Annotated in this window: 25 protein-coding genes and 1 tRNA gene; 10 read left to right on the forward strand and 16 right to left on the reverse strand. The window is 64.6% G+C overall.

What is annotated here, in order from left to right:
• Positions 1-106: 106 nt before the first annotated feature.
• From GN330_RS04765 to GN330_RS04795, 7 genes are all read right to left on the reverse strand, one after another.
• Positions 107-1,006, reverse strand: a complete 900-nt coding sequence (locus GN330_RS04765; RefSeq protein ID WP_156711490.1) for an ABC transporter permease — start codon at positions 1,004-1,006, stop codon at positions 107-109.
• 29 nt (positions 1,007-1,035) lie between these two features.
• On the reverse strand, positions 1,036-1,812 hold the full coding sequence (locus GN330_RS04770; protein WP_156711491.1) for an ABC transporter ATP-binding protein: 777 nt from the start codon (positions 1,810-1,812) through the stop codon (positions 1,036-1,038).
• A 27-nt stretch (positions 1,813-1,839) separates the two neighbouring features.
• Positions 1,840-2,796: an ABC transporter substrate-binding protein gene (locus tag GN330_RS04775; RefSeq protein WP_210252313.1), complete on the reverse strand. Its 957-nt coding sequence runs from the start codon at positions 2,794-2,796 to the stop codon at positions 1,840-1,842.
• Between the two features lie 158 nt (positions 2,797-2,954).
• On the reverse strand, positions 2,955-3,722 hold the full coding sequence (locus tag GN330_RS04780; RefSeq protein WP_156711493.1) for an alpha/beta fold hydrolase: 768 nt from the start codon (positions 3,720-3,722) through the stop codon (positions 2,955-2,957).
• A complete protein-coding gene (locus tag GN330_RS04785; protein ID WP_156711494.1) occupies positions 3,719-4,765 on the reverse strand; it encodes a 2,5-dihydroxypyridine 5,6-dioxygenase NicX family protein in 1,047 nt (348 codons plus the stop codon). Before GN330_RS04785 ends, GN330_RS04780 begins: the two co-directional genes overlap by 4 nt.
• Positions 4,766-6,328, reverse strand: coding sequence for a class I adenylate-forming enzyme family protein (locus GN330_RS04790; RefSeq protein WP_210252314.1), 1,563 nt, complete (start codon positions 6,326-6,328; stop codon positions 4,766-4,768).
• A gap of 47 nt (positions 6,329-6,375) precedes the next feature.
• The gene (locus tag GN330_RS04795) at positions 6,376-7,521 is read right to left on the reverse strand and encodes an acyl-CoA dehydrogenase family protein (protein WP_156711496.1); all 1,146 of its coding nucleotides are present in this window, start codon (positions 7,519-7,521) and stop codon (positions 6,376-6,378) included.
• Positions 7,522-7,713: 192 nt separating this feature from the next.
• Between GN330_RS04795 and GN330_RS04800 the strand changes: the two genes are divergently transcribed.
• Positions 7,714-8,382 carry a TetR/AcrR family transcriptional regulator gene (locus GN330_RS04800; RefSeq protein ID WP_197435035.1) on the forward strand — a complete coding sequence of 223 codons (669 nt, stop codon included), beginning with the start codon at positions 7,714-7,716 and terminating at the stop codon, positions 8,380-8,382.
• A gap of 31 nt (positions 8,383-8,413) precedes the next feature.
• On the opposite strand, the gene GN330_RS04805 is transcribed toward GN330_RS04800, so the two are convergent.
• On the reverse strand, positions 8,414-9,394 hold the full coding sequence (locus tag GN330_RS04805; RefSeq protein ID WP_156711948.1) for an NAD(P)H-quinone oxidoreductase: 981 nt from the start codon (positions 9,392-9,394) through the stop codon (positions 8,414-8,416).
• Between the two features lie 165 nt (positions 9,395-9,559).
• On the opposite strand from GN330_RS04805, the gene GN330_RS04810 reads away from it, so the two are divergent.
• Entirely contained in the window at positions 9,560-10,891 is a 1,332-nt protein-coding gene (locus GN330_RS04810) for a malonyl-CoA decarboxylase domain-containing protein (RefSeq protein ID WP_156711498.1), read from the forward strand.
• Positions 10,892-10,946: 55 nt separating this feature from the next.
• Positions 10,947-11,759, forward strand: coding sequence for an aspartate dehydrogenase domain-containing protein (locus GN330_RS04815; protein WP_197435036.1), 813 nt, complete (start codon positions 10,947-10,949; stop codon positions 11,757-11,759).
• Between the two features lie 181 nt (positions 11,760-11,940).
• On the opposite strand, the gene GN330_RS04820 is transcribed toward GN330_RS04815, so the two are convergent.
• Positions 11,941-12,016 (reverse strand) — tRNA-Ala (locus GN330_RS04820).
• A gap of 172 nt (positions 12,017-12,188) precedes the next feature.
• Here GN330_RS04820 and GN330_RS04825 point away from each other — a divergent pair.
• The 3 genes from GN330_RS04825 to GN330_RS04835 all read left to right on the forward strand — a co-directional run bounded on the left by GN330_RS04825 (position 12,189) and on the right by GN330_RS04835 (position 13,507).
• Complete coding sequence (locus tag GN330_RS04825) at positions 12,189-12,479, forward strand: YggT family protein (protein ID WP_156711500.1); 291 nt, start codon at positions 12,189-12,191, stop codon at positions 12,477-12,479.
• A gap of 4 nt (positions 12,480-12,483) precedes the next feature.
• Positions 12,484-12,795 carry a DUF167 family protein gene (locus GN330_RS04830; RefSeq protein ID WP_343040267.1) on the forward strand — a complete coding sequence of 104 codons (312 nt, stop codon included), beginning with the start codon at positions 12,484-12,486 and terminating at the stop codon, positions 12,793-12,795.
• Positions 12,796-12,880: 85 nt separating this feature from the next.
• A complete protein-coding gene (locus tag GN330_RS04835) occupies positions 12,881-13,507 on the forward strand; it encodes a hypothetical protein (protein WP_425487152.1) in 627 nt (208 codons plus the stop codon).
• Between the two features lie 26 nt (positions 13,508-13,533).
• On the opposite strand, the gene ppa is transcribed toward GN330_RS04835, so the two are convergent.
• The 5 genes from ppa to GN330_RS04860 all read right to left on the reverse strand — a co-directional run bounded on the left by ppa (position 13,534) and on the right by GN330_RS04860 (position 16,876).
• Positions 13,534-14,061: an inorganic diphosphatase gene (ppa, locus tag GN330_RS04840; protein ID WP_156711501.1), complete on the reverse strand. Its 528-nt coding sequence runs from the start codon at positions 14,059-14,061 to the stop codon at positions 13,534-13,536.
• Between the two features lie 118 nt (positions 14,062-14,179).
• The gene (locus GN330_RS04845) at positions 14,180-14,689 is read right to left on the reverse strand and encodes a GNAT family N-acetyltransferase (RefSeq protein WP_156711502.1); all 510 of its coding nucleotides are present in this window, start codon (positions 14,687-14,689) and stop codon (positions 14,180-14,182) included.
• An 80-nt stretch (positions 14,690-14,769) separates the two neighbouring features.
• Positions 14,770-15,408, reverse strand: coding sequence for a TPM domain-containing protein (locus GN330_RS04850; RefSeq protein WP_156711503.1), 639 nt, complete (start codon positions 15,406-15,408; stop codon positions 14,770-14,772).
• Between the two features lie 9 nt (positions 15,409-15,417).
• On the reverse strand, positions 15,418-16,209 hold the full coding sequence (locus GN330_RS04855) for a TPM domain-containing protein (protein WP_343040270.1): 792 nt from the start codon (positions 16,207-16,209) through the stop codon (positions 15,418-15,420).
• A 61-nt stretch (positions 16,210-16,270) separates the two neighbouring features.
• Entirely contained in the window at positions 16,271-16,876 is a 606-nt protein-coding gene (locus tag GN330_RS04860) for a LemA family protein (protein WP_156711952.1), read from the reverse strand.
• Between the two features lie 164 nt (positions 16,877-17,040).
• On the opposite strand from GN330_RS04860, the gene GN330_RS04865 reads away from it, so the two are divergent.
• The 4 genes from GN330_RS04865 to GN330_RS04880 are packed head-to-tail and all read left to right on the forward strand — an operon-like array spanning position 17,041 to position 19,647.
• Complete coding sequence (locus GN330_RS04865; RefSeq protein ID WP_156711504.1) at positions 17,041-17,289, forward strand: hypothetical protein; 249 nt, start codon at positions 17,041-17,043, stop codon at positions 17,287-17,289.
• Complete coding sequence (gene pdxY / locus GN330_RS04870; RefSeq protein ID WP_156711505.1) at positions 17,286-18,176, forward strand: pyridoxal kinase PdxY; 891 nt, start codon at positions 17,286-17,288, stop codon at positions 18,174-18,176. The genes GN330_RS04865 and pdxY overlap by 4 nt, the downstream gene beginning before the upstream one ends.
• On the forward strand, positions 18,173-18,952 hold the full coding sequence (locus tag GN330_RS04875) for a DUF429 domain-containing protein (protein ID WP_156711506.1): 780 nt from the start codon (positions 18,173-18,175) through the stop codon (positions 18,950-18,952). Before pdxY ends, GN330_RS04875 begins: the two co-directional genes overlap by 4 nt.
• 50 nt (positions 18,953-19,002) lie before the next feature.
• Complete coding sequence (locus GN330_RS04880) at positions 19,003-19,647, forward strand: carbonic anhydrase (RefSeq protein ID WP_156711507.1); 645 nt, start codon at positions 19,003-19,005, stop codon at positions 19,645-19,647.
• 28 nt (positions 19,648-19,675) lie between these two features.
• Here the strand turns inward: GN330_RS04880 and GN330_RS04885 are convergent, their stop codons facing one another.
• Together GN330_RS04885 and GN330_RS04890 are read right to left on the reverse strand one after the other, a co-directional pair.
• Positions 19,676-20,932 carry a multidrug effflux MFS transporter gene (locus tag GN330_RS04885; RefSeq protein ID WP_156711508.1) on the reverse strand — a complete coding sequence of 419 codons (1,257 nt, stop codon included), beginning with the start codon at positions 20,930-20,932 and terminating at the stop codon, positions 19,676-19,678.
• Positions 20,929-21,405, reverse strand: a complete 477-nt coding sequence (locus GN330_RS04890) for a MarR family winged helix-turn-helix transcriptional regulator (protein ID WP_156711509.1) — start codon at positions 21,403-21,405, stop codon at positions 20,929-20,931. Before GN330_RS04890 ends, GN330_RS04885 begins: the two co-directional genes overlap by 4 nt.
• Between the last annotated feature and the right edge of the window lie 82 nt (positions 21,406-21,487).

The following is a 21,487-nucleotide window of genomic DNA, read 5'->3' on the forward strand; positions in this document are numbered from 1 at the left end:
CCGCCTCTATGAGTCGATCCTGCTCATGTCGTGCTCCTTGAGGGATCAGGTTGCCAATTCGTTCGGGGAGAGCCCGCCGTAACCCGTGTGCGGACTGTTCCGTCGGCTACGCGCGCATTTTCACCGGTTGGCGCTGTCCTTTCATGCTGGGAATGGCCAGCATGAGAAGGACGAAGGCGCCGGTCAGAAACTTGAGGTCGCTTGGCTCAAGCCCGAGTGCGAGCGCGAGGCTGATGGCCTGATAATAGGCGATCGCTCCGACCGCCGGCGCGAGCAGTTGTCGTGGGAGCGTGTCGCGCCCGACCAGCGTCTCGCCGACAATGACGGCGGCTAATCCGTTGAGCAGGACGCCAAAGCCCATATTGACGTCGGCGAAGCTCTGGTTCTGCGCCAGAAGCGCGCCGCCGACCGCGCACAGACTGCCGGCCAGGCCGATGCCGAGGATGGTATGGCGCCAGATCGAGATGCCCTGGGCGCGCGCCATCAGCGGATTGGCGCCAACCGCGCGCATGGCCGTGCCAAACTCGGTTTTGAAGAATAGCAGCAGCAGGATGGCGGTCGCGGCCAGCAGGCCGGCGATCAGAGCGATCTGGAGCGGGAGCACGCGGGCATAGTCGCCGAGCAAAATATCGAACAGGTTGTCCTGCGCGAAGATCGGCTGGTTGGGCTTGCCCATGATGCGAATGTTCACGCTGAACAGCATCGTCAGGACGATAATACCGCACAAGAGCGTGTTGAGCCGCAGCTTCAGATGAATCAGCGCGGTTGCGCAACCGGCGAGAAAGCCGGCCAACAGCGCGAGCAGCGTGGCCGTTACCGAATGCATCCCGGCGGCGATCGCCGCCGCCGCGACGCTGCCGCCGAGCGGGAAGGAGCCCTCGGCGGTCAGATCGGGAAAGGACAGGATTCGAAACGGAATCATGATCCCGAGCGCGACGAAGCCATAGATCACGCCTTGGAGAAGCGTGATCGGGACCAGATTGATGAAGATATTGAGGATGTCCATTGGCGGGATCGCAACTGGAGTTCGGGGGATCAGGCGAGCAGCATCTTGTCGTCGACGAGATGGAACCGCTCGACGAGCTGTTCTATCGTCAGGTTCTTCTTGTCGTCACCACGCGCCTCGAACACGACGCGACCGTCCATCATCATGACGAGACGATTGCCGTAATCGATGGCGTGCTGCATGTTGTGGGTAACCATCAACGCGGTCAGCCGCTGGTTTTCTACCGCCGCGAGCGTCGCCTGCATCACGGTCTCCGCGGTCTTCGGATCGAGCGCCGCGCAATGTTCGTCGAGCAGCAGCAACTTGGGCGTGGTAAGAATGGCCATGGCCAGCGCGAGCGATTGCCGCTGACCGCCCGACAGGAGCTCGACCTTGTGGGTCAGCCGGTTCTCCAGACCGAGCCCGAAGACCCTCAGCATTTGACGATAGGTCTCGCGCCGCTTGCCACCAAGCGCAAAGCGCAGCCGCGAGGGCAACCCGCGACGCGACGCGAGCGCCATGTTCTCCTCGATCGTCATCGGGCCGGCGCTGCCGGCGAGTGGATCCTGGAAGACGCGCGACACCAGGCCGGCGCGGCGATGTGTCGGCAAGGCGGTGACATCGCGCCCTGCGATCGCCAGCGTGCCCTCGTCGACGGTGACCTCACCGGCAACGGAATTGAGGAAGGTGCTTTTGCCGGCGCCGTTGCCGCCGATGATGACGGCGAAATCGCCTTCGTCGAGCGACAGCGAAACGCCGTCGAGAGCAATGCGGGCATTGGTCGTGCCCGCATTGAAGGTCTTCCTGAGACCTGTAGCAGTCAGCATGTGTCCGTCGATCCTGTCAGATACCACTCAATCCACCACGCAGTCGCAATCCTTGAGCGCGGCGGGCAGATCGAGCCCCGCTTCCTTGAGCCTGCGGGCGCTGATGAAGGGCGTATGATCTTCCACAGTCGGGCGGTAGTTCGACAATTCGGACGGCTTGGCGCCTTCCAGGATCTGGACGGCCCTCAGGCCGGCATTATACCCCACTTTTTCCCAGGAGATCGAAAACGCGCCGAGGATGACGTGCTCCAGCACGCCGTCCGGCGTGGCGCTGATGACCGGAATTTCCATGCGATCGGCGGCCGAAGCGAGCGCCGGAACCGTCGGCTGCAACATGCTGGAAGGGATGACGTAGATGAAGTCCACACCGTCGAGCGCCATCGTGCGCTGCTGGATGTCGTTCGGCGATTCGACGCTTTCGGAACGGAATTCCAATCCCAGTTCCTCGGCGACCGATGCCGCGTAATCGCGCAGGATCACATCGTTCACGTCGCCGGAATTGTAGAGCATGCCGAAGGATTTGATGTCGCCGAGCAGCTCGCGGGCAAAACCGATCACCGCCTTGATGGACGGTAGGTTGGAGGCGCCGACATACCGCTCCGAGCCCTTGTCCCACGACGGGACGACACCGGCAGCTACCGGCTGGGTGACGACGCCGAACACGATCGGAAGCGACTTGTCGCTGATCAGGTTTATGGAGGCCAGCGTCACGGGCGTTGTGATTGTCATCAGGAGATCCGGCGAGGTCGCTTCCAGGCTGCGAAGAACCTGAGGGATCAGCGATGGGTCGAAATTGCCGTGACTGTATTCGTAAACAACGCCCTCGCCCTCCTTGTACCCCTTGTCCGTCAGCGCCTGCTTGAAGCCGTCAACGACCTGTTCAAGCGTGCCGTGCGGCCCGAAATTAGCGATCGCGATCTTCTTGGCTTCGTCGGCCGCGGCCGAAGGCGCCGCAAGCGGCCCGGCATAGGCTGAAACCAGCAATGCCGCTGCTCCAAGGAGCGTCCGTCGAGAGAAAATGCGCATGAGTACCCCTCCATAATCGTGGCCGCATCGGGCCTTCATTCTTGGTTCCCGGCGCGATAGGACCATGGAACCGTAGACCGGTCAATACCATCTGGTATGGTATTGAATGATACCTCTCACGCGTCCAGATAGTCCGAAAGGATGGTGTTGAACGTTTCGGCCCGCTCCATGTTGGCCAGATGCCCGCCTCCGGCCACGCAGCGATAGTCGGCGTTCGGAATCTTCTCCGCCATGCGCTCCATCACCTTGGCTGGTGCCGCCTTGTCGTGTTCGCCTGCGACCAGCAAGGTCGGAACGGAGATGGCCGCAAGCTGATCGCGCAGGTCGAAGCGGACCAGCGCCTGCATGGCGTCGCGATAGGTTTGCGGGGCTACTCGCGACATGGTCGAGACCGCGTTTCGGATGCCGTCGGGGTCCGCACCGGGACCCACGAGGCCGGGGATGAAAAGGGCGGCCAGCTCGCTCATCGTCTTGCCGTCGTCGAGCGGCCCGATCCGGCTGCGGATGAAGTCGCGCTGGAAATCGCCGTCGGGTCGGCCGAAGGCCGGGCTTGTCGCCGACAGGACCAGCCGCGTGACGCGCACGGCATGGCGCGTCATGAATTGCTGGGCGATCATGCCGCCGATGGAATGGCCTACCAGAACGCAACGCTCGACATCGATCTCGTCGAGCCAGGCAGCCAACGCGTCCGCCCATTGCGGAAAGTCCGCGGGCGCCACGGCCGCGGAGCCGCCATAACCCGGCATGTCCCATGCCAGCGCGCGGAACCGGTCGCCGAAGAAGGCAAGCTGTGTGTCCCAGCTCTCCGCGCCGCCCCCGACCCCGTGCAAAAAGACCAGTGCCGGGCCAACGCCTCTGCATTTGTAGCTGATCCCCGAATTCATGCGAATTCTCCCGTCAATTCTCCGTCTTCGACCACCACGGTGCCGTCGAGCGCAATCGTGCAGCGGCCGACGGGAATGTCGAAATGGCCGAGCGTGTAACGGCCCGCGAACTCGTTCGCGCCAGTCGAAAACAGGAAATTGCCGGCATAGGCGCGTACTTCGGTACCGTTGAAATCCCGCTGGTCGTACATCGCAAGCGCCTCGTAGCGCGCCGTCTTGTTGAGGCCGAAGCCGACATGGGACGTCGCATAGGCCTCGCGGTCGCCCCAAGCCGCGATATAACGGCGGGTCAACTCCGCATCGGTGCCCCGGCCCTCGATGGCGGTGACGTAGTCGCCCTCAATGTCCAGCACCACGCGGCTTTCGATATAGCGCTTGAAGGTGAGATTAATGTCGCCCGCATCGAGCACGAGACGCCCGTTGACCGCGCCTGCTTTCGGAAAGGCGAGCGCGATGCCACCCGGAAAGTGCGCCAGCGTACCCGGCCTGTCGGTGAAGCCATGGATGCCGACCGTGGCAGCGCCATCGAGGTCGGCGGTCATGTCCGTGCCGGCATCCGAGGTTATCCGCATTTCCCGCGCCGCCTTCATCAGGCGTCGGGCGCTCTGGGTCTTTTGCTTCAGCGCTTCGTCGGGAAGCAGCCGTTCCAGCGCGTCGGGATGCTCGTTGGAGATATTGATGATGCGCGCCCCGCCCTTGAGGATCTCCGGCGTTTCAGGGGCATGCATCAGGCCTTCCACCGTCAGGTCGACCACGGCCCCCGCCCGCGCAAGCGCACCAACGGCCACCATGTTTTTCTGCAAGGCGAACGAGGCGCCGGTGGAACGGATCGGTAATTTGACCGGCAGCGGCGGTGTCGGCATCACCAGATGGAAGGCGCGCGCCTTCAAACGCAACAGCGCGAGTTCGGCGAGCTGGACATTAAGCTGGCGCGACTGGGTTTCGGACAGGATAACGACATCCTCGCCTGGCTTGATGCCACACATGCCGAACAACGTGACGAACACGTCGATCCACTTTTCCTCGATACGATCGGCCAGCATTCAGGCGACACCTTTCTTATCGGTTCCCGCGGAAGGAAGATCGGTCGTCCGTGCGCCCGAGGTCTCGCGCAGAGCCTTGCGATAAAGCTTGCCGGTCGGCCCCGTCGGCAGCGCGTCGCGGATGTGAATCGTCTTGGGCCGCATCGCCTTGGGCAGCAGGTTCGCGTGCGCGATGGCATCCGATAGTTGCGCCGCCGTCGCGCCGGGAGCCGCCGGCACAATATGGGCCTCGATGCGCTCGCCCCATTTTTCGTCCGGCACGCCGACGACGGCGACCGCCCGCACTTCGGCCAGATGCAGGAGCGCGGCCTCCACCTCCTCGGCGTGAACCTTGATGCCGCCGCTGTTGATCCTGTTGTCCAGTCGCCCCTTGAGGTGGAGTAGGCCGGTGTCATCAAGGAAGCCCAGATCGCCCGAGCGCCACCATCCCGTCAGGAATGCGCGCGCCGTCCGATTCTTCTCCCCGACATAGCCGGGCGACAGGGACGGGCCGCGAATGGCGACCTCGCCGGTGGCACCGGCCGGCAGCGGCTCCATGTCGTGGGAAACCGGATCAACGACACGCAGCGCCCCGCCTTCAACGACGCGACCCGCCGCCCCCGCCATCCCCGGCTGGCCCAGGAGGGATTCGTCGGCCACGATACCGCAGGCGCAACCGCCCTCGGAGGAGAGGTAGACGCTGCGCAACCGGGGCGCGAGCCGTTTCAATGCCGCGACGAGGTCCGGTGTGCCGGGCTCACCGGAAAACATCGCCACCTTGAGCGAGCGCGGTGTCCGGGCGTTGAACGCGGGTAGAGCGGCGCGCCACAATGTCGGCACCATGGCCGCAACGGTAAGTCCTTCCCTATCCATGGTCTCGACATAACGCTCGGCGTCGAAGGCCTTTTCGAAATAGAGTTTCGCACCGATTGCCAGGAACGGCAGGACCGTGTGCAGCCAAGCGGCGAAGGAAGGAGCCATAGGGATGACAACCCCGTCTTCGGGACCCTCCGCGCCATAGATCGGCGTCGCCATCGCGGCCGTGGCGAGCACGGTTCGCTGTGTATGCAGCACCTGCTTCGGCGCGCCGGTCGTACCGGAGGACAACAGTATGACGGCCGGGTCGTCACCGTTGCGCGCTACGGCATCCGCCTGCGTATGCTCGTCGGCCGTCGACAGCAGATCGTCTGCAACGAGCACCGCCGCGCTCGCATCCGCTGCCGCCAGCAATGCCCGCACGCGCTCGGCCTGATCGGCATCGCACACCACCAGTCGCGGGCCAACCACGCGTAGCGTTCGAACCGCGCGCTGATCGCTCTCCTTGACGTGAAGACAGCAGCATACGGCGCCAAGACGTTGCGCGGCGAAAAACGACACCGTATGCGCGACGGACGGTCCACACATAAAAGCGACGGTATCGTCGGGTTTGACGGCGTATGCTGACAGGGTCGCGGCCGCGGCCGCGCAGGCGCGCGCTGCCTCGTGTCCGCTCAGCCGCAAACCGTTTTCGAGCAGGAACGCCCGCTCGCTGTTCAATCGGCAGGCCCGCTCGAACAGCGAACCGACCGTTCTTGTCTCCTCCACGCCAAACTCCTCCCGGCGCAAGGCGGCCAGATCGACGGGCTTCGACCCTAGAGCTGACGGCCGATTATGTATTTCATGATCTCGTTCGTTCCTGCGTAGATACGGTGGACGCGGGCGTCGGCCCAAGCCCGCGCGATGGGGAATTCCCATACATAGCCGTAGCCGCCGTGTAGCTGCAGGCAATCGTCGAGCACGCGGTCGGCGAGTTCGGTTGTCCACAGTTTCGCCTTTGCCGCGGTCACCATGTCGAGTTCGCCGCGCGCGTGAAGCTCGATGCAGCGATCGACGAAGGGGCGCGCCACTTCCACATCCGATGCCATTTCGGCCAGCTTGAACTGCGTGTTCTGGAAGTCGAAAACCGTGTTGCCGAACGCCTTACGCTGTTTCACATGCTCGATCGTCTGGTCGACGGCGGCCTCCGCGATCACTGCCGAACGAACCGCCACGACAAGGCGCTCCTGAACGAGACCGTGCATCAGCACGCGCCAGCCCTCGTTTTCGCTGCCGATGACGCAGTCGGCCGGCACCTCGACATTGTCGAAAAACAGCTCCGCGGTGTCTTGCGCCTTGTTGCCGATCTTCTTCAAATTCTTGCCGCGGGTGATGCCGGGACTGTGAAGGTCGACCCACAGCATCGTCACGCCCTTGGCGCCTGCCTCGGGCGCGGTTTTGGTGGCGAGCAGCACCCGGTCGGCGATGTGCCCGTTGGTGATGAAGGTCTTGGCGCCGTTGACGACATAGCTGTCGCCGCGTCGTACCGCGGAGGTGCGCAATTCCTTCAGGTCGCTGCCCCCGCCCGGCTCGGTCAGGCCGATCGAGGCGATCAACGTACCGTCGGCCATTTTTGGCAGCCATTCGCATTTCTGGGCTTCGGTTCCGAAATGCGTGATGAAAGGCGCGATGATGTAGGCGTGCATATCCCAGGCCGGCGCCGCAACGCCGAAACGGCCTAGTTCCTCCAGCACGATTGCGTCGAACAGGAAGTCTCCGCCCATGCCTCCATAGGCTTCGGGGACACTCGTTCCCAGGATTCCAATCTCGCCGGCGCGCTTCCAAATCTCGCGCGGCGTGCGGCCCGCATCCTCCCACGCTTCGTAGTGCGCAAGCACCTCCGACTGGATAAAGCGGACAACCGTATCGCGGAACTGCTCGTGAACGTCGTCGTACAGCGTTCTTGGAATTCCGAAGTTCATGCCGGGGCCGTGCCTCTATGCCTCTTTGTCGGCGTATGAATGACGTCGGCGCGTCGTATTGTCAATACCATTTAGTATAGTATTGAATTTGCCCTTGCGAAGCGGTGGGTTTTGATGGAACAAGTTTCACGACGTCGGATGGCAGGCTGCGGCCCGCCGCCATCCAGGACCACGGATGCGCACGAACCGCGCATGGAGGTTGAGATAGCCGTGAAGGACAAGCGCATAGCAACGGTCGTACAGACAGGTCCAGGCGGCCTCCAGCCTCGCCGGCGCAAGAGCAACGCCGGCCGCAAACCCGACGTCACACCCGAAAACTGGCTGGAAATCGGGCTCAGGGAGCTCGGTCGCAAGGGCCCCGGTTCGCTCCGGCTTGACGCGTTGTGCAAGAAGCTCGGCATCACCAAGGGCAGCTTCTACTGGTATTTCTCCGGGCGCGCGGATTTCATGAGCAAACTGCTGCGAACCTGGGAGGAGCGCGAGACGCTGGCGTTGATCGAGCATGTCGAAATGCTCGGCGGCACCCCAGCGGAAAAGTTGCGCAAACTGTTTACGGAGGCGAATTCGGGCCGAGTGAACTTTCGCACCGAACAAGCGATCCGTCACTGGGGACACAGCGAGCCGGCGATTCGCGACATGTTGCACAAGGTCGACCACGAGCGGATCGAATATCTGCGCCGGCAGTTCGCCGCCTTGACGGCGGACTCCGTGATCGTGGAGACGCAAGCCACGCTGCTTTATTCCCTGATCTTTGGCGAGGCCATGATTTACCGGCGCGAGGAACGCGGCCGCCGCCGGCAGCGCCAGGACGCCGCCTTCCATGCGGTCATGCGGATGAGCGCCGCCGGCAGCGACCGGTAGGCCAAAGGACGGCTTCGCGACGCGCTGCCGCTCAGGCGACCTCGAGCACGACCTTGCCGAAATGGGCGCCGCTTTCCATTCGGGCATGGGCCTCGGATGCCGCCTCCAGCGGAAACACCGTGTCGATGACCGGGCGGATTGTTCCGTGCTCGACATGCGGCCACGCCCAGGCCTCGACCGCCTGCGCGATCATGGCCTTGTCGTCGTCGGAGCGGGAGCGCAGCATCGATCCGGTGAGGCTGGCGCGCTTGCGCATCAGCAACCCCAGATCGACTACAGGTTTCATTCCTTCCAGGAAGGAGATCTGTACGATCCGCCCATCGACCGCGATGGCGGCGAGGTTGCGTTCGAGATAGCCGCCGCCCACCATGTCGAGGATCACGTCGGCACCGCGCCCGCCGGTGATGCGGCCTACCGCCCCGACGAAGTCGTCCGCCTTGTAGTTGATGGCGTGATCGGCCCCCAGTGCGAGGCACTTGCCACATTTTTCATCCGAGCCCGCGGTGACGATCACGCACGCGCCGAGACATTTGGCCATCATGATCGCCATCGTGCCGATACCGCTCGCGCCGCCGTGCACCAACAGGCTCTCTCCGGCTCGCAAACGGCCGCGCTCGAACGCGTTGTGCCAGACGGTGAACATGGTTTCCGGGATCGCGGCGGCCGTCAGCAGATCGACGGCACCGGGTACGGGCAAGGCGGCGCGTTCCGACACAACGCAATATTCGGCGTAGCCGCCGCCATTGGTGAGGGCGGTGACGGCGTCGCCAATGGCATAACGGGACGTGCCCGGACCGACGGCGGCCACATGTCCGGCCACTTCAAGGCCTGGCAGGTCCGTCGCGCCCGGAGGCGGTGGATAGACACCTTGACGCTGGGCGACATCGGGCCGGTTGACGCCCGCACCGACGACCCGGACGAGAAGTTCTCCAGGACCGGGCACGGGAACCCGCCGTTCGGCTGGGTGTAACCGGTCCGGACCGCCGAACCCCGCGATCTCGACCACTTTCATCATTTTCGGTATCAGCAAAAGAAAGCTCTCCTTCCTTGCAACCCCCGCCTCGGGCGGTTCCATTCAATAATATACGATATAGTATTGAATTTTGAGCGAACTTCAATCACGATTGCCTGCGTCATCCCGCCCCCTCGCGCCGGCCGCCCGTTACGGATTCCAGCGATGAACCTGCATAATCTGCGCTATCTTCTCGCCACCATCATCAGCGCCCGCACCGCCAGCCGCAGGCGCCGCGTGACGGTCGGGAGCGCGCAAGCCCTGGTCGCGCGTTGCCTCACGCTCGCATCCGGCCAGCACGACGGGACGCGCGTCGTGGAAGCCGAAGACATTCTTGCCGGTTATCGCAGTCTCGATGAGGCGGCAAAGTTCGATTTCCTGTGCCGCCTCGCGACCGTTCTGGAACCCGCCCTGCCGCAGCTCGAGGAGACCATTGCGCTGTTCCTGCGCCAACCCGGACCGGAGGCGGCACGCGCCGTGCACGCGGCAGCGACGCCGCCGCGTCATCTGCTTTTCAGCCGCCTGAACGAGGCGGAGGACGGAACCGCCGAACTGGCCGCAATGCGCGCCACCATCCTATCGTCGCTCGACGAACACACGGCGCTGGCGCCGCTGGAGGCCGATTTGCGGTACCTGCTCTCAGGCTGGTTCAACCGCGCCTTTCTCGTTCTACAACGCATCGACTGGTCAAGCCCGGCCAACGTGCTGATGCACATCATCAATTACGAGGCCGTGCACGAAATCAAGGACTGGGACGATTTGCGCCGGCGGATCGACCCACCGGACCGGGCCTGTTTCGCCTTCTTTCATCCGCTGCTCGCCGACGATCCGTTGATCTTCGTCGAAGTCGCGCTCACGCGAGACATTCCGACCGCCGTCAACGATCTACTGGACGAGTCGCGCACCGTTCTTGACCGTGAAAACGCCAACTGCGCGGTGTTTTATTCGATTTCCAACTGCCAACCGGGCCTGCGTGGCATCTCGTTCGGCGACACGCTCATCAAACGCGTGATCACCGAAATCGCCAGCAGCGCACCGCATATCGACACGTTCGTCACACTGTCGCCGATGCCGGGTTTTCGCAGATGGCTGAGTGCGCAGGCCGAAGCGAACGACCGAGCGGCCTCGGCGGTCGTCGGAGCGCTCGAGACCGCTACCGAGCGCAGTCTCTCAACTGACGATCGCGACGGGATCAGGAACGCGGTCCTGTGTTGCGGCGCGCGCTACCTGCTGGAAGCGCGGCGCGGTGACGGCCAGCCCGTCGACAGCGTCGCGCGCTTCCACCTTGGCAACGGTGCGCGGATCGAACAGCTTCACTGGCCGGCCGACCGCTCGCAGAAGGGCTGGTCGCGCAGCTTTGGGCTGATGGTCAGCTACCGTTACGAACCAAGCGAGCTCGAAACCAACCGGCAACGGTACCGAAAGCAGGGGGTCGTCGCTTCCACCGCAACGATCGGCCGCCTTGCGGGCTACGCAAACCAGCGGCGGTCGGCCTGACCCGCAGGAACGACCGGGCCTGGCGATATGCCAAGAAAACACACGGGAGGCTCCCTTGCAGCACATCCACGACGCCCCTCGCATCGGCATAGCCGGCTTCGGTTATGTCGGAAAGCAGCTCCACGAAGCGCTGACCGGCGCAGATGGACGAACGCTTGGACTCGAACCGGCCTTCGTCTGGGCACGCCGCGCAGAACTTCTGGCCGGCATCGACGCCTCGCATCGCCTGCACGACCTTTCCGACTTCGCCATGCATCGGCCGTCTCTGATCGTCGAGGCCGCTCACCCCGATATCACCCGCAGACATGGCGCAGACTTTCTAGCCTCCTCCGACTACATGCCGCTTTCGGTTTCGGCGCTCGCCGATGCGGAGGTCCACGAAGCGCTGGTCGAGGCCGCGCGGTGCAACGGCACCCGGCTGCTCCTGCCCGCCGGCGCCCTCGTCGGCGCGGCAAGTCTCGTCGCGTCGCGATCGATGTGGCGCGACGTGACCATAACCTTCCGCAAGAACCCCGGTAATATCGACTTTTCCGAAAGCGGGATAACGCTCGGGCCGCTCGAGCGGGCGCAGACGGTCTTCGAAGGCCCAGTTCGCGAAATCGCTGGCCTATTTCCGCGTAATGTCAACACGATGGTGACCTGCGCACTTGCGACCGTCGGGCTAGACCGCTGCATCGGCCGGCTGATTGCCGACCCGGATATGGACTGCGCCATCGCCGAAGTGGAGGCGGTCGGTCGGGACGGATCGATCGTGCGCACCGAGAAGCGCCAGCCCGTGGTCGGCGTCTCGGGCACGGAGATGTTCGCCTCCCTGCTCCATTCCATCAAGACCCGGTTCGGACGCTTCGAGGCCATCGATGTTCTGTGAGGACCCGGTCGCGCGGCGCCATCCGCTCAAAGGTTTGGACTGAAGGAGCGGACTACGGCATTTGGCTCGCGCGCTACCATCTGGGACATCTCGACTTGGAACGGAGAACCTGGCAGACCATCGACAACCCTCATCGCGCACAAGGTTGTCACCCATGTCTCCGGAATGAACCATCCGCCGCTGGTGGAGCTGAGGGGAATCGAACCCCTGACCTCGTCATTGCGAACGACGCGCTCTCCCATCTGAGCTACAGCCCCGTCCAGCGGATTGCGGCATTTACTGACCATGGGCCGGCGCTGTCAAGCAGCACGGATGACGACGACACGCGCCCGCGGGTCGGGGAAAGGTTTCGGCGCCTGCCATGGCATTAGCGGACTTGCCGCCGGGCGGGTCAATGGCTACATCTCGCGAAACCGATTGGAGACCGGCATGCTCGCGCTTATCCAGACCATCGTGCTCGCCATCGACATCTATTGGTGGCTTATCATCGCGTCGGCGATCTTTTCGTGGTTGTTCGCCTTCAACGTGATCAACGGGCGCAACCAGTTCGTCGCGACCATCGGCGATTTCCTCTACCGGGTCACCGATCCGGCGCTGCGGCCGATCCGGCGTGTCATGCCCGACCTCGGCGGCATCGACATCTCGCCGATCATCCTGCTTCTGGCGCTGTTTTTCCTGCGCCAGTTCATCCTCACCACTGTCGCGCCGGCGCTGATCTGACCCGGTGGCGCCGGAGTTTTTCCGCGTAAACGGCGAAACGATCGAGCTTTTTGTCCGGCTGACGCCGCGCGGCGGCATGGATGCACTCGACGGTATCGACTGCGACGCGGCCGGCCGCGCCTTTCTGAAAGCGCGCGTGCGCGCCGTGCCGGAAAAGGGTGCCGCCAACGCAGCGCTGGAAAAGCTACTCGCCAAACGCCTCGACATCGCGCCCAGCCGCGTCGACATCGTGTCGGGCGCGATCGCGCGGCTGAAGACCGTGCGTATCGCCGGAGCTGGCACCGACCTGCTTGACGCGCTGCGCGCTCTCGGCTGAGCGTCGGGGCACGGCTTGGCGAAAGCCGGTTTTGCAGCCGCGGCAACATGTTTAGACTGCTCCGACACAAGCGGAGGAACCAAGAATGCGCCTACCCGCAAGCCCCTTATTGTTGCCGATGGTCGCTAGCGCGGCCTTGATGATCGCCTCGCAGGCCGGCGCGCAGGACGTAACCAGCGCCTATACCGACCTTGCCGCCGACAAGACCTGCACGACCTACGCCGCCGCCGACCCGAACGAAGGCGGCGACTGGGCCAATCTGGTCTGCGACGGTTATCGCGGCTACCCGGTCTTCCTCTCCTACGGCGACGCGCGCGAATCGCTGTTTTACGGCTTTCCGCCGGCTGGCGACCTTGCGCCGGTCTGGGAAAGCTTCGGTCCGTTCAATTCCACAGGCCCGAAGATCGAATGGCGGCTGGAACGCAAAGGCGACCGCGCCGTGCCTTTCGCCACCATCCATCGCTGGTTTGTCAGCGATCCCTATGACGAGACCCAGAACATCGAGGTGCTGGTGGTCGAGAAGGTCGGCCAGCCGCATGAGCGCGACGGCTGCGCCGTGGGTTATGTCGTAGCCAGCGGCAATCCGAATGCCAACGACAAGGCACGCACCATCGCCGACATGCAGGCGAAAGACTTCGCTTGCGGCGCGGACCAGCCGGTCATCGATCAGGGCAGCGTTCCGGTCCCGCCCTTCCACCGGGCGGAAAACTGAACGGTTTCAGGACATGATCCCGAAAATCAGCCGCGCGCCCGCTCGATCGCCTCGACGATCATCTTCTTGGCGAAACCGGCATCATGCCAGCCGCCGATCTTGACCCATTTGCCAGGTTCCAGGTCCTTGTAGTGTTCGAAGAAATGCTCGACCTGCTCGAGCGTGATCGCCGGCAGATCGGTATAGTCTGCAACGTCTTCGTAACGGCGCGTGAGATGCGGTGAAGGCACGGCGATCACCTTTTCGTCGAGGCCGGCATTGTCTTCCATGATCAGAACGCCGATCGGACGCACATTGATCACGCAGCCGGGGATCAACTGGCGCGTGTTGCACACCAGGACGTCGATCGGATCGCCGTCGCCCGACAACGTATGCGGCACGAAACCGTAATTACCCGGATAGGTCATCGGCGTGTAGAGAAACCGGTCGACAACGAGCGTGCCGGCTTCCTTGTCGAGCTCATATTTGATCGGCTGACCGCCGACGGGAACCTCGATCACGACGTTCACGTCGTCGGGCGGGTTGTTTCCAATCGAAATGGCATCGATACGCATGGGACGGCTCCTTCAGGTCGCCGATGCGCATAAACACTTGTGCACTGCAACACAAGCCGCCCCGGCCGACGATGCGACCGGTAGCCGGCATCCGCGACGAAACGCAGCGCCGGAACCTTCACCCCCACACGAAGGCGATCTTGCGAATCGCCTTCTGATCGAACACCTCGACGCCTTCGGCGACATCGCGTCCGCCGGCGCCATGATAGAAGGACATGGCGTTGTGGTTTTCTTCAAGGGCCCACACCACAAGTCCGTCGAGACCGTGATCGGCCAGCTTTTCGCGAGCGGCCCTAAACAGCCGCGAGCCCAGGCCGATGCCCTGATATTGCGGCCTCAGATAGAGTTCGTAGATTTCGCCCTGCTGGGGCAATTCCTGCGCCCGGTTGCGCCCCATCGTGGCATAGCCGGCGATCTCGTCGCCGCATTCCACAACCAGGACGCAAGCCGAGCGGCGTATCGCGCTTCCCCACCACCGGCAATCGCGCCGATTGATCATCTTCGCCAAGGCCCGATGGGGAATGATGCCGGCATAGGCGCCCTGCCAGGCTTCCATGTGCACGGCGGCGATCGCCAGGGCATCGTTTTCCTGGGCATGGCGGACATCGATGGTAAGCGCAGTCTTCATGATTTGTTAACCTTAACGCCACGGCCGGGTCTCGGGCAAGACGCCGTCGAACTTGTCCGCAGGACGATCAGGTCGGGAAATCAGAGTTCGACCAGATGGTCGTCGAGCTCGTTGGCGTTTTCGGCGTCTTTGGGAAAGTGGCGGGCTAAAAGATCGGCGGCCAACCCGACCGTTTCCACGAAGCCGTCGGCGATTCGTGTCTCGGCCGCGCGCGCCGTCAGCCTGGCAACGGCATCGTCCCAGTTCTTCTGCGTCACCTTGGCGTCGATGCCGGCATCGGCGACGATCTCGCCGTAGCGCTCGGCAAGCGACAAGAACACCAGCACACCCGTCCGACCTTCGGTGCGATGGACGTTGTGGGCCAGGAACTGCTTGACGGCGTTGTCATGCGCGCGCCGATAGCGCAGGCGCCGCGGCACCAGATGCAGACGCAACGCCGGGAACAGCCGGATCACCGCGAGCGCGGCCGAAAACGCCGTTGCTTGCGACAGCGCGAAGGCTACGAGGCCGATATCGGCCCACAGCCGTTCCATTGCCATGGCCGCGACCGTGCCGGTGATCAGGATACCCGCCGCCAGCATGAAGGCGGCGGGGAAGAAATAGTCGTCGCTGCGGCGCGCGAGCACGCAGAATATTTCGCCTGCAGTGCGCGCCTCCGCGGCCGCGATCGCCTCGTGGACGCGCTGGCGCTCGGCGGGCGAGAGAACGGGTGTTTCCATCATCGTCTCCTACCAGCTCCCCGAGGCACCGCCGCCGCCGGACGAACCGCCGCCGCCGGAAAATCCGCCGCTGCTTCCCGACGACCAGCCCGAACCGGACGAGCCGGAGCCGGAGCCGCCCGACGAGCCATAGGTGATGTCCATGCCCAGCCAACGATACCGGCCCGGGCCGATCTTCTTGCCGAAAAGCCGCGCAAAAAGCGCGAACCCGAAAGCGCCGAAGAACAGTGCGAACCACAACAGGACGAAGAGCTCCTCGAAGCCGAGTTCCGAGCCCGACGGCTGGTTGCGCTCCGCCCGCGCCTCCAATTCCGCCCCATTGCCCTCCAGTACCAGGATGATGTCGTCGACGGCACGGCTGATGCCGCCGGAAAAATCCCCGGCCCGGAACGCCGGCACCATGGTGTTTTCGATGATCAGCTTGGCGTGCAGGTCGGTCAGCGTGCCTTCCAGGCCGTAACCGACCTCGATGCGCATACGCCGGTCGGCCTTGGCCACCAGCAACAGGATGCCGTTGTCCTCACCCGCCTGCCCCAGACCCCAGGCTCGGAACAGCCGGTTGGCGAACGGTTCGATCGCCTCGCCATCGAGGCTGTCGATGGTCGCGACCACGATCTGGTCCGACGATTTTTGTTCGAAGGCGGCAAGCCGGGCGACGAGTTCGGCTTCGGTCTCGGCATCGAGCAGGCCGGCATTGTCGACGACACGGCCGGTGAGTGCGGGCAGTTCGGCCGCCCCGGCCGCCGGCAACAGGCAAAGCGCGGCTAGGCTCCAGAAAGCCAGGGCGGCTGTAAGGCGCACTATCGGCGCGACTGGACCATATATATGCCGCAGGACGTTCACCGCCTCCTCCCCGTCACGGTCAGCCGGCTTGCCCGGCTCCGAAATCGACCTTCGGCACGTCGATCTTGTCTTCGGCCACAGAGAAATTCTCGTAGGGTTCGTTGCCTGTGAACCACAGCCAGGCCCAGATCATCGAGGGCAGGGTCTTGAGCGATGTGTTGTAGACGCGCACCGCCTCGATATAGTCGCGCCGCGCCACCGCGATCCGGTTTTCCGTGCCCTCGAGCTGCGCCTGCAGGGCGAGGAAATTCTGGCTGGCTTTCAGGTCGGGATAGTTTTCCACCACGGCCAGCAGGCGCGACAGCGCGCCGGTCAACGCGGACTGGCCTTCCTGGAAAGCCTTGAACGCCTCGGGGTCGGTCAGCGCGTCCGCCGACACGGTGACCTGGGTGGCCTTGGCGCGCGCCTCCACCACCGCTTCCAGCACCTCGCGCTCATGCGCGGCATAGGCCTTCACCGTTTCGACGAGATTGGGGATCAGGTCGGCGCGGCGTTGATACTGGTTCAAAACCTCGCTCCAGGCTGCCTTGGCCTGCTCCTCGGCGGTCGGTATGGTGTTGAACCCGCAGGCGGACAGAAGCGGCGCCAGCAAAAAAATGACCGCGAGAACACGCGCACGCCGCATCCCGTTGGACGGTGCAAGACCCAAAGCCGCCATCAACCCTCTCCACTGCCGATCGTCCCTACACTAGCCACCCGCCACAGGCTTGCAAGCATGTCGATGCCATACGAGCCCCCTGTGATGCGCCGGGCAAATCCGCTAGCATCCCAGGCCTGGAGACGGAAATCATGACCGAGCCCAACAATCACGGCGACCGCGAAGCGCAGCGGATCCTGAACCGGGTCCAGCAGGAATCGGACCCGTCCGGCTCGCTTGCCACGCGCGCCACGCGCCGGGTCCGCGATCACGTCGCTGCCGGGGATGCCGACCAGGGCGACTGGATCGAGCTGTGGGGGACACGAATCGGCCGTGTTCTGGGGCTGGGTTTGCTGGTCATCCTGCTGGTTTCGCTGGCGCGACTTTTTATCGGCACATGATCGTGGCGCCTGCCAATCCTTCCGCCAAGCCGGCGGTGATCGTCATTTCCAGCCATGTCGCCCGCGGCTCGGTCGGCAATCGCGCCGCAGTCTTCGCGCTGGAAAGTCTGGGCTATCGAGTCTGGGCGGTACCGACCGTCATCTTGCCCTGGCATCCCGGTCACGGCCCGGCGACACGCATCGTACCCGACGACAGCGCCTTCGCGGCGTTGTTGCGCGACCTTGCCGGTTCGCCGTGGCTCGGCGAGGTGGGCGCGGTCCTGTCCGGCTATCTCGGCAGTCCGGCCCAGGCGCAGGCTGTGGCCGCGCTGGTCGAGGCCGCCAAGGCGCGCAATCCGGGCCTGCTATATGTCTGCGATCCGGTGATCGGCGATCTCGGCGGCCTTTATGTCGCCGATGCACTGGCTGCCGCCATTCGCGACCGCCTGATCCCGCTCGCCGACATCGCCACGCCCAACCGCTACGAACTCGAATGGATGGCGGGAACGCGGCTCTCCGGTCTCGCGGCGGTGGCGGACGCGGCCCGTGCGCTCGGACCCGAGGCGATGCTCGTGACCTCGGCGCCGGTGCGGATGCCTGGAGCGACGGCCAATCTCCTGGTGCGCGGCGGCGCGGCGCTGCTTGCCGAGCACAGGCTGATCGACAATCCGCCCAACGGGCTGGGCGACCTGACGGCGGCGGTTTTTCTCGCCCGCGTGCTCGGCGGCGCGACCGACGCGAACGCGCTTGAAAGCACCACCGCATCCGTCTACGCGATACTTGCCGGCACGGCCGCGCGCGGCGGCGACGAACTCGAGATCGAGACCGATGCGCACCATCTCGTCGATCCGGCATTGCCGGTGCGCGTGCGCGCCGTGAGCACTGACGAGACCGACGGCGCGCGATGAGCCTGGTCCTGCCCGCCGGGCGCACAGTCGTCGGGGTGGACGGCTGCAAGGGCGGCTGGATCGCGATCGTCCAGTCCGTGCCGGAGCGGCCGACCGTCGCCGTGTTTTCAAGTTTCGCGACGCTGGTGGGGAGCCTGCCCGCCGATGCGGTGGTCGCCGTGGATATGCCGATAGGCCTGCCGGAACGCACCGCCCTGGGTGGGCGCGGGCCGGAAAGGCTGGTGCGCGCCGAGCTCGGCGAGCGCCAGTCGGCGGTATTCTCGATCCCGGCGCGCACCGCAATCTACGCCGAAACCGAACCCTTCACCACGCTTCAAGCCTGGTATGCCGCCCATCGCCGCGCCAGCGCGGTGGCGCGGGCGACCTCCGATCCGCCACGCGCCGTCTCAATCCAGGCTTTCGCGCTGTTCGCCAAAATCCGCGAGCTGGATACGGTATTGCGAGGTGATCCCGACCTTGCAGTCCGGGTGATCGAATCCCATCCAGAAGCGGCGTTCTGGCGGCTCGCCGGACGGACGCCGATGCGCCTGCCGAAAAAGATCAAGGGCCGCGTCAATCCGGCCGGGATGGCCGAACGCAGGGCCCTTCTCGCCGCCCACGGCCTGCCGGACAGCGTACTGGAAGCGGACCCGCCGGCGGGCGCGGGCGAGGACGACCTGCTCGACGCCGCCGCGGTCATGATCGTGGCGGCGCGTTTCGCCCGCGGCGAGGCGGTGCCGTTTCCCGATCCGCCGTCCCGCGACCGGCATGGCCTGCCGATCGCCATCTGGACCTGAGCGTCGCTTTATAATTGACGCGAGCGAATGACTGGGGCTATCGAACCTCCATGACCGATCTGCCCGAGCGCCTTCTCGCCGGATACCGGCAATTCATGGGCGGCCGCTACGCCGCCGAAACCGCACGCTATCGCGATCTCGCCGCCAAGGGCCAGTCGCCGGAGACGATGGTGATCGCCTGCTGCGATTCGCGCGCCGCGCCCGAAACTATTTTCGATTCGGGTCCGGGCGAGCTTTTTGTCGTCCGCAACGTCGCCAATTTGGTGCCTCCCTACGAACCCGACGACCGTCACCACTCGACTTCGGCAGCGCTCGAATTCGCGGTGCAGAGCCTCAAGGTCAAGCACATCGTGGTGCTCGGCCACGGCCGCTGCGGCGGCATCCGCGCCGCCCTCGACCCGTCCGCCGAACCTTTGTCCCCGGGCGATTTCATCGGACGCTGGATGGGGCTGGTCGCGCCGGCCGCCCAAGCCGTGAGCGGAAACAGCCTGATGACTACCGGCGAGCGCCAGACCGCGCTCGAGCGCATCTCGATCCGCTATTCGATCGCCAATCTGCGCTCGTTTCCCTGCGTCAAGATTCTCGAGGACAAGGGTCGCCTTTCCCTGCACGGCGCCTGGTTCGACATCGGCTCAGGAGAGCTTTGGGTGATGAACCGCAAGACCGGCGATTTTTTCAGACCCGACGCTGCCTGAACGGCTTGGCCGGCACGGGCTCGCGGCCTTAACTGACCGGGCCACCGTGGCGCGGCGGCGTTGCCGTCATCGGCGCCGGCTCCGGCAGCAACCGCCAGATCGCCCAACTCACGATGGCGGCCATACCGAGCGAGGGCACCACGATCGCCAGCGCCGTTACCGGCTCGCCGATCAGCGCGGCCACGAGGCCGCCGACCAGGCCGGTTCCCATCTGCAGAAAGCCGGTCATCGACGAAGCCGAACCGGCGATGCGCGGGAAAGGCGCCATGGCGGCGACCGACATCGCCGGCATGACGAAGGCGATACCGAATGCGTAAAGGCTGACCGGCGCCATCACGCTGAGAAAGGTCGGCTCCCACACGCGCAGGAAAACCGCCATCGCCAGGCTTCCGGCCGCAACGAAGGCGAGACCGATCGGCACCAGGCGCGGCGGCGGCAGCGTGCGCATCGTCCAGCGCGCGGCGAGCGATCCGGTGAAGAACAGGCCCGACTGCATCAGCATGCCGACGCCGAATTGCGTCGGTGTCAGCCCGACCCGGTCCATCAGGATGAAGGGTAGTACGGTGGCCTGGGCGTAGATGGCGCCCATCGTGCCGGCGATCACCAGGCTCGACAGCATGAAATAGCCATTGCCGAGCAAGGTCGCGTAGGCGCGGATGAGCGCGGCCGGCCGGATGCGCGACAGATCCCGCGTCACGGTCTCGCGCAGACAGAAGATCGTTACGAGGGCGACGAAGACGCTCATCAATGCCATCAGAACGAAGACCGAATGCCAGCCGGCGAGCTCGATCGCGATCCCGCCGACAGTCGGAGAGATCGCCGGTCCAAGGGCGAGGATGATGCCGATCAGATTTGTGATACGCACGGCCCGTTCGTCGTTGAACAGATCCCTCACGACCGCGCGCGCGATGGCGATACCAACGGCGGCCCCGATCCCCTGCAGCAGTCGCGCCGCGATCAGCACCTCGATCGTCGGGGCGAACATGGCCAAAACGCTCGCGACGAAAAAAATACCCATGAACGCGATGGTGACCGGCTTGCGACCGAAGCCGTCCGACAGTGGGCCGCAGACGAGCTGCGCCAGGGCGAAGCCCGCGAAATAGAGCGAAAGCGTGAGTTTTACCGCCGCTTCGGTGGTGTCGTAGACCCGAACCAGTTCCGGCATCGCCGGCGTGAACAGCGCCAGCGAGATCGGCCCCACCGCCGCCAGCAATGCGCCGATAAACCCGACCCGCCGCTCCGACATATGCGCGGTGGCGATCGGGCCGGGCGCGGCGACGTTCATGCCGGACGCGCCGTCTTGTCGCCGGCCTGGCTACGCATTGCGGCCAGATCGGCACGGATCCGCTTCAGTTCATCGAGCAGATCGCTCCACCCGGCCCGCGGCATGCCGCGCGACAAGTCTGCGCGCAGCTGTTCGCTGACACGCTTGACGTGACCAAGGACCTCGTCGGCGGCAGGCGTCAGGTTGACCAGCTTGGCGCGGCGATCCGCCGGGTCGGGGGCGCGGCTGACCAGCCCACGCGCCTCCAGCCGGTCGAGATAGGTCGACAGGGTCATAGCCTCGAGCCCCATTCGTTCGGCAAGCATGTTCTGGCGCACGCAGCCGATCCGGGCGATGTTGGCGAGCGTTCGGCCTTCTCCCGGCGTGACCGACAACCCGGCCTGCGCGATGCGGCGCTCCATCTCCGCGCGCATCAACCGTGACAGGTCGCCGATGACAAAACCGAACGTGTCGGGATCCAAATCATGCGGCAATTTACTAAGTACTCCTTATAGTAAGGCTTACTTATTATTATGCTCGTCACGCGTCAAGCCGTTGCAAGCCGGCCCCGGCGCA

The sequence above is a fragment of the Nitratireductor arenosus genome, assembly GCF_009742725.1.
GTDB classification, from domain to species: Bacteria; Pseudomonadota; Alphaproteobacteria; order Rhizobiales; family Rhizobiaceae; genus Mangrovimarina; species Mangrovimarina arenosa.

Excerpts from the sequence above, each read along its gene's own strand:
- ppa (WP_156711501.1), bottom strand. The coding sequence starts at position 14,061 with ATGCGTATCGATGCCATTTCGATTGGAAACAACCCGCCCGACGACGTG.
- GN330_RS04765 (WP_156711490.1), bottom strand. The coding sequence starts at position 1,006 with ATGGACATCCTCAATATCTTCATCAATCTGGTCCCGATCACGCTTCTC.
- GN330_RS04860 (WP_156711952.1), bottom strand. The coding sequence starts at position 16,876 with ATGCGGCGTGCGCGTGTTCTCGCGGTCATTTTTTTGCTGGCGCCGCTT.
- GN330_RS04810 (WP_156711498.1), top strand. The coding sequence starts at position 9,560 with ATGAACCTGCATAATCTGCGCTATCTTCTCGCCACCATCATCAGCGCC.
- GN330_RS04845 (WP_156711502.1), bottom strand. The coding sequence starts at position 14,689 with ATGAAGACTGCGCTTACCATCGATGTCCGCCATGCCCAGGAAAACGAT.
- GN330_RS04770 (WP_156711491.1), bottom strand. The coding sequence starts at position 1,812 with ATGCTGACTGCTACAGGTCTCAGGAAGACCTTCAATGCGGGCACGACC.
- GN330_RS04835 (WP_425487152.1), top strand. The coding sequence starts at position 12,881 with ATGCGCCTACCCGCAAGCCCCTTATTGTTGCCGATGGTCGCTAGCGCG.
- GN330_RS04800 (WP_197435035.1), top strand. The coding sequence starts at position 7,714 with ATGGAGGTTGAGATAGCCGTGAAGGACAAGCGCATAGCAACGGTCGTA.
- pdxY (WP_156711505.1), top strand. The coding sequence starts at position 17,286 with ATGATCGTGGCGCCTGCCAATCCTTCCGCCAAGCCGGCGGTGATCGTC.
- GN330_RS04780 (WP_156711493.1), bottom strand. The coding sequence starts at position 3,722 with ATGAATTCGGGGATCAGCTACAAATGCAGAGGCGTTGGCCCGGCACTG.
- GN330_RS04865 (WP_156711504.1), top strand. The coding sequence starts at position 17,041 with ATGACCGAGCCCAACAATCACGGCGACCGCGAAGCGCAGCGGATCCTG.
- GN330_RS04850 (WP_156711503.1), bottom strand. The coding sequence starts at position 15,408 with ATGGAAACACCCGTTCTCTCGCCCGCCGAGCGCCAGCGCGTCCACGAG.
- GN330_RS04885 (WP_156711508.1), bottom strand. The coding sequence starts at position 20,932 with ATGAACGTCGCCGCGCCCGGCCCGATCGCCACCGCGCATATGTCGGAG.
- GN330_RS04880 (WP_156711507.1), top strand. The coding sequence starts at position 19,003 with ATGACCGATCTGCCCGAGCGCCTTCTCGCCGGATACCGGCAATTCATG.
- GN330_RS04795 (WP_156711496.1), bottom strand. The coding sequence starts at position 7,521 with ATGAACTTCGGAATTCCAAGAACGCTGTACGACGACGTTCACGAGCAG.
- GN330_RS04805 (WP_156711948.1), bottom strand. The coding sequence starts at position 9,394 with ATGAAAGTGGTCGAGATCGCGGGGTTCGGCGGTCCGGACCGGTTACAC.
- GN330_RS04825 (WP_156711500.1), top strand. The coding sequence starts at position 12,189 with ATGCTCGCGCTTATCCAGACCATCGTGCTCGCCATCGACATCTATTGG.
- GN330_RS04785 (WP_156711494.1), bottom strand. The coding sequence starts at position 4,765 with ATGCTGGCCGATCGTATCGAGGAAAAGTGGATCGACGTGTTCGTCACG.
- GN330_RS04875 (WP_156711506.1), top strand. The coding sequence starts at position 18,173 with ATGAGCCTGGTCCTGCCCGCCGGGCGCACAGTCGTCGGGGTGGACGGC.